The following is a 6650-nucleotide window of genomic DNA, read 5'->3' on the forward strand; positions in this document are numbered from 1 at the left end:
GTGAATAAATATCACGAGATACAATCTAGTTGGAGATAAATGAATGACTGCCGAAGGAGATGGTGTAGGGGTTGCTTTAATTGACCGTGAAGGTCTTATCGATGCAGTGATCCTAAAACACAATAAGATGTTAGAAAAGTATAATTTTGAATTTGAAGAGCTCGATACGAGGTTCTCTTCTTACTCTCGGGGAATAGAAGATACTAAGAAAAAACATGAGGAAATACTTGAACGCATAGATGTGCTCAAAGAAAAACGCCAGCAGCTTTACCATCAGGCAGAAATGACACTGGAAAAGTTAATTGAATCGGGCATGCAGCAGAAGGATGTCAATACAATACGTGATAATATATTAAAAGCAAAATCACTTTCCTCCGGAGATGAAGAAAAAACTGTTGTTGCATCCATCTTGTCAGCCCTTTCCATCGGAGAACTTTCGGAAAGTAAATCATCCATTAAGTCCAAGATCGAAGAAGCAGTTGCATCCCATGAGGAACTTATATCAATATATGGTATAGAGAGTACTTTGACCGATGATCAAAAGCTCCATGAGGATGAGCTTAGCAAAGCAAAACCAAGACATTCATGGCTTGAAAAAAGGGTACAGAGCCATAAAGAGGCTTTAAAGTACTGGGAAAGCCTTAAAAATGCAGAGAAAGAGGTGACCACAGTATGACGGATGCATCATCCATTTCAGAGAAGGACCTGAAGTTAAAGGTTAATGAGCTGCGAACTCAGATAACCCATGACGAGAGGGAACTCAGATCCCTGTTCAATGAACTGCGCCTTCACCGCACCAATATGGGAGAACTCAAGGAAAAGAGGGACGGTTTGAACTCTCAGGTCAAGCAAATGGTCGCAAAGGCCAGGGAGCTAAAAGAAAAAAGGGATGAGGTAAATGCCAGGATATCTGAACTGAAAAATGTGAAAAATGCCAGGATATCAGCAAGCCAGCAGGCCTCGGATGAAATTTCAAAGCTGAAAGCTGAAAGGGATATGCTGAACCAGGTTTCAAGAGGAACTGTTGATATTATTTCTAAAGCATACTCTGCAGAACTTGATACTTTCCTTAATGCAGACGTTCCCCTGCAACATGAGATAGATGTCTTTGGCAGACTGCTACAGCTTGACGAACGCCTGAGAGCTGCCATGAAAGCAGATGAGGTGCATCGGAAGATCCAGGAAACTTACGATGCTACCATGTCTCAACAAGCTGAACCTGGAGAAAATATAGGTTCTACTATTAAAGAACTTGCTGATATTTCACAAAAGTATCATGTGGAAATGATCGAACTATACAAGAAAGTGGATGAGATGCGCAAAGATGCGGATCTCTGCCATGCCCAGATCAAAGAGAAATTTGGGGTTACGGAGCCCCTCAGAGCCAGGATAGACCCTCTCAAACTAAGGATCTCACAGCTTAGGGATGAACTAAATGGCTATCTTGAGAAATTGAATGATATCCAGCTTGTAAAGGATGAGAAGAAACAGCAGGAACAAAGGGTAGTTGCCAAAGAAAAGCTGCAAAAGACCGGAAAGATGAGCCTTCAAGACCTGAAAGTGCTTATGGAGAACGGGGACTTGGAACTGTGACAGGTTCCTTTGTTCTCTCAATTACCTTTTTTTCTAAGCATTAGCATCAAGGTGGCAGTAGCCGCTATAACTGGGAGAGTTATACTCAGACTGAAACCTTCAATTCCATTTGTCCCTATTGAAGTATTGTCTTTCGATGTGTTATTCTGCCCTTCATCGCTCTCATCTTCTGGTATGGCAGGTTCCGGAAGATCTCCATCCATATATTGGAACACAGGTGAAAAAGCAACCAGTTCTTCCTCATCACCTGCATAAATACTATTTACAGTAATGCTTAGTATTGTCCTTCCATTCTTCTCATATGTAAAAGTGTCACCCTCTCCAAGGATTTGACTCTTCAACATTGTATTTCCTGATGACAATTCAAGCCATACACTGTCAGCTTCCTGGTTTACACTCTTTATGGAGAAATTGTATCCCTGATAAAAATGCCAGGTGTTGCCTGTAAGAAGATATATACTCGTATCATTTACAAGCACATCTTCTACTATCAGCGACGCCTGAGCAGGCAACACCATAGCTGCCGACATACATATAATTAGAGCCAATAACAGTGCAGATAGACATTTGCCTACCCACATGGATAAGTCTTTCATCTAGTACGTGTATACACACATCTACCAGCAATAAGGTTTACCCTTTTTCCATCTTTTGTCCTGACCGAGATAGCTCCCGTATCAGTGATTCCTACAGCTTTGCCTTCAACCATCCGCGAAGGGGTCATTATTGTGACATCCTTGCCAATAGTATCAGATAGATTGATCCACTCACTAAGGATCGCGGAAAATTCCTGTGTCTTGAACTTTATATACTGCTGTTCGAGTTCGTATAACAATCGCTGTACAAATTCGACCCTGTTGACCTCTGCACCAAGCTCTTTCTGGAGGCTTGTCGCATTTTCACGTATCCCTGGCGGGAACTCATCCACGTTAACATTAGCATTGATGCCTATTCCAATGATAACGTAATCGATCTGTTCCATTTCAGCATCCACTTCTGTGAGTATGCCACATACCTTTTTATCTTTGATAAGTACATCATTAGGCCATTTTATACGGGCATCCAGCCCAAGAGAACGAATGGTATTTGCTGCGGCAAGCCCTGTCATAAGCGTGAGCCTTGCTGCATGATCAAGCTGGATATTTGGTTTAAGTATGACAGAAAGGTTGATCCCCCCTTTTGGGGACTGCCAGTTTCTTCCCAGCCGCCCTCTACCTTTTTTCTGGACCTCAGCTATCACCACTGTCCCTTCTTCTGCTTCCCTTGCCATTTCCTTAGCAAAACTGTTAGTGGACTCCAGTTCTGCAAAGTAAAAGATATTATTCCCTATCAAAGTCGTACTTAATCCGCTTTTGATCTCTTCAGGGTAAAGCATATCCGGCACTACCTTTAACACGTATCCCGTTTTAGGAGATGATTCTATCTCATATCCCCCTTCCTTCAGAGAGCTGATATACTTCCAGACCATGGCCCTGGAGACCCCTAACTTTTCTCCAAGTTCCTCACCGGAAACAGGTTTTCCATCAGCTTCTTTTAATATTCGCATGATCTCAGCTAAATTATTGCTCACTTTATCCCACCAATAAACATCTTTATCGAAATCATTCTGTGTTGCTAAATTGGTTCTTTGCCGCATGTATATACGACTCTACGGCTGCAGTGACCGCAGCTACTTTTGTCGGCTTGTTCTCAAGTGCGGATGCAAGTGTAGCGCCCTTTTCCGAATCTTCCTTTACCACTCTTTCCACATCTCTGATTATGGAATTGTCTTCTATGAAATGAGTCGTAAGGTTACCTTTGCGGAACTGCTCATGCCTTATCACTGCCTTATGGAATGGTATGTTAGTTGTGACCCCCACAACTACATATTCATAAAGTGCCCTGTCCATCCGGTGTATAGCTTCCATACGCGTAGGTGCCCATACACTAAGTTTCGAGATCATCGAATCATAATATGGGGAAATAGTGTATCCCATATGAACACCGCTATCCACACGCACACCTGGCCCGCCAGAAGACCTGTATCTGCGTATCTTTCCCGGAGAAGGAGCAAAATCGTTAAGCGGGTCTTCAGCATTTATCCTGCACTCTATGGCCCAGCCTCTGAGTGGAATATCTTCCTGGGAATATGCCAATTCCTCACCTGCGGCGATGTATAGTTGTTTTTTAGCAAGGTCAAGACCCGTGATAAGCTCTGTAATCGTATGCTCTACCTGCAAGCGTGTGTTCATTTCAAGGAAATAGAATTGACCTTTGGAATACAGGAACTCCATAGTGCCTGCATTCTCATATCCTATTGACTTGGCTCCTTTGACCGCAGCTCCTCCCATCAGTTCACGCATTTCTTCGGTAATGATCGGAGAAGGAGCCTCTTCGATCAGTTTTTGATGCCTGCGCTGTATGGAGCATTCTCTCTCATTACAATGTACAGTGTTTCCATACCTGTCAGCCAGCAGCTGGAACTCTATATGCCTTGGTTCATCCAGGTATTTCTCGATAAATACAGTTGGATCACCAAAGGCAGATTTCGCAACAGATTGAATGGAAGCGATAGCGTTGGCAAATTCTTCTCTGGAATGCACGATCTTCATCCCAATGCCACCACCACCTGCAGATGCCTTTATTATTACAGGATAGCCGATATCTTCCGCGATATCGGCAGCTTCATCCACATCTGAGATGGCATTTTCCGTACCCGGGACTACAGGAACTCCTGCTTTGCTCATGGTCTTACGGGCCTCTATCTTACTGCCCATTTTTTTAATGACCTTGCCCGGGGGGCCTATGAAAACTACTCCGGCTTTTTCACACTGGGATGCAAATACGTGATTCTCTGAGAGAAAACCGTATCCCGGATGAATAGCTTCGGAACCGGTCTTCTCAGCTACATCGAGTATTTTTTCCATATTGAGATAACTCTGACTGGAAGGTGCGGGACCTATAAGATATGCTTCATCGGCATACTTTGCAAAGAGAGCATTCTTATCCGCCTCGGAATATACGGCAACCGTTTTCACGCCCAGCTCCCTGCAGGCGCGCATTGCCCGGATGGCTATTTCACCTCTGTTCGCAATAAGTACTTTATTGAACATGGGACCTCCTTATTCGATCGCCATCAGTACATCCCCGGAGGAAACGGAATCTCCTTCCCCGAAGAATATCTCTTTAACAACTCCACTGTGTGGCGCATGTATAGCATTTTCCATTTTCATGGCTTCTATGACACATATAGTGTCACCTTCCTCCACAGAGTCACCTACACAAACCTTGATCGAAAGGACCATGCCCTGCATATGACTTGTAACTGCTCCCGGAATCGATTTTGCAGATGGCTTCTCAGACCTTTCTGTCACTGTGAGGGAACCATCCACCGGATGGACCTTCACATTGAACACGTCACCATCTACTTCCACCTTGAATTCTGTGGGTATTCTCTGAGTGCTGGAAACTGCACACGGGTGGGTTTCTGTTATAATGGGTACAAGTTCTTCTTCCTTTGATTCACCCCTCAGGAAAGCAGGTGCGATCGCAGGATATAATATGTAAGTAAGAATATCTTCTTCCTTCTTGACGAGTCCCAGTTTCTCAGCCTGAGCTTTCATCTTCTCGTATTCCGGTTCAAGCAGATCAGCAGGGCGGCAGGTGATAGGCTCTTCGTCCTGTATGAGCTTTACCAGGATGTCTTCATCGATCTTATGAGGTGGCCTGCCATACAGTCCGCGTGCATAGTCCTTAACTTCCTTAGGGATCACCTTGTAACGTTCGCCCATGAGCACGTTAAGCACCGCCTGGGTACCAACTATCTGACTCGTAGGGGTCACAAGAGGGGGATAGCCCAGCTCTGCACGAACCCGTGGCATCTCCTTGAGCACATCCTTGTATCTATCCAGAGCATTCTGTTCTTTAAGCTGAGATACTAGGTTAGAGAGCATTCCACCCGGTATCTGATATACCAGCACGTTGGTATCAATCTGTTCGGATATTGGATTAAGGACGCACCTCAACTCATCTTTTATCTTTTTGAAATATTCTGCGACCTCTGTTATCAGCTCTATATCCAAACCAGTGGCACGCTCTGTCTCTGCCAGAGCAGCTACTATGGACTCAGTGGGGGGCTGAGATGTTCCCCAGGCCAGGGGAGAAACGGCCGTATCCAGTATATCCACACCAGCCCTGCATGCTGCCATGTAACTCATGGGTGCCATACCGGAAGTACAGTGAGAATGCAGATCTACCGGTAGGTTTACCTCCTTTTTGATTGCCTTTACAAGCTCATAGGCCTGATGAGGGGAGATAAGTCCCGCCATATCCTTGATACACAATGAATCACAGTCATGCTCAGCGAGGTCTCTTGCCAGTTCCACGTATTTTTCCACGGTGTGGACCGGGCTTATGGTGTAACATATAGTACCCTGAACATGTGCTCCTTCTTTCTTGGCTACAGATATGGCTTTCTCCATATTACGAATATCGTTGACAGCATCGAATACCCTGAAAATATCTATACCATTTTCATAGGCCTTTTGAACGAATTTCTCAACAACATCATCCGAATAGTGCCTGTAGCCCACAAGGTTCTGTCCCCGAAGTAGCATCTGAGCATAAGTATTATGCATTTGTTTTTTTAGTGACCTCAGCCTTTCCCACGGATCCTCGTTCAGGTATCTGATACAGGTATCAAATGTGGCACCTCCCCACATCTCAAGGGAATAATACCCTACCTGATCCAGTTTGTCCATTATAGGTAGCATGTTGCGGGTGCGCATGCGGGTAGCTATGAGCGATTGGTGTGCATCTCGCAGGACGGTCTCTGTTATTTTTACTTTCATGTGACACCTCTGGGACATAAATGAACTAAATCTTATAAATGTAAGTGAGCTTTATTCATGTGTAGCTCAAGCTAAAATTGTACTTAATACTCCATGGTATCATATTTAGTTTCTGGTTATACAGCTTCAATAGTGCTATTTATCGCATAAACATAAATGCAATCGTGGTTATGCCCACCAAATTTCACGGTGACCAAAATGAATACTAAATATAGGGTTTGAACATAC

At 44.2% G+C, this 6650-nt stretch carries 6 protein-coding genes; 2 read left to right on the plus strand and 4 right to left on the minus strand.

The genetic code is table 11. The features are described from left to right. Positions 1 to 43: 43 nt before the first annotated feature. Positions 44 to 676 (plus strand): hypothetical protein, encoded by a 633-nt coding sequence (locus tag ACCM36_RS00780; protein WP_370571794.1) that lies wholly within the window; start codon positions 44 to 46, stop codon positions 674 to 676. Further along, positions 673 to 1593: a coiled-coil protein gene (locus tag ACCM36_RS00785; RefSeq protein ID WP_370571795.1), complete on the plus strand. Its 921-nt coding sequence runs from the start codon at positions 673 to 675 to the stop codon at positions 1591 to 1593. The genes ACCM36_RS00780 and ACCM36_RS00785 overlap by 4 nt, the downstream gene beginning before the upstream one ends. Before the next feature lie 17 nt (positions 1594 to 1610). On the opposite strand, the gene ACCM36_RS00790 is transcribed toward ACCM36_RS00785, so the two are convergent. The 4 genes from ACCM36_RS00790 to oadA form a co-directional block, all read right to left on the minus strand. Continuing rightward, complete coding sequence (locus ACCM36_RS00790; protein ID WP_370571796.1) at positions 1611 to 2123, minus strand: S-layer protein domain-containing protein; 513 nt, start codon at positions 2121 to 2123, stop codon at positions 1611 to 1613. Positions 2124 to 2185: 62 nt separating this feature from the next. After that, positions 2186 to 3163 (minus strand): biotin--[acetyl-CoA-carboxylase] ligase, encoded by a 978-nt coding sequence (locus ACCM36_RS00795; protein ID WP_370571797.1) that lies wholly within the window; start codon positions 3161 to 3163, stop codon positions 2186 to 2188. 31 nt (positions 3164 to 3194) lie between these two features. Next, positions 3195 to 4685, minus strand: a complete 1491-nt coding sequence (locus tag ACCM36_RS00800; protein ID WP_370571798.1) for an acetyl-CoA carboxylase biotin carboxylase subunit — start codon at positions 4683 to 4685, stop codon at positions 3195 to 3197. A gap of 9 nt (positions 4686 to 4694) precedes the next feature. Continuing rightward, positions 4695 to 6422 carry a sodium-extruding oxaloacetate decarboxylase subunit alpha gene (gene oadA / locus ACCM36_RS00805; protein WP_370571799.1) on the minus strand — a complete coding sequence of 576 codons (1728 nt, stop codon included), beginning with the start codon at positions 6420 to 6422 and terminating at the stop codon, positions 4695 to 4697. Positions 6423 to 6650: the final 228 nt, after the last annotated feature.

This window comes from Methanomethylovorans sp., from assembly GCF_041305605.1.
In the GTDB taxonomy this organism is placed as follows: Archaea; Halobacteriota; Methanosarcinia; order Methanosarcinales; family Methanosarcinaceae; genus Methanomethylovorans.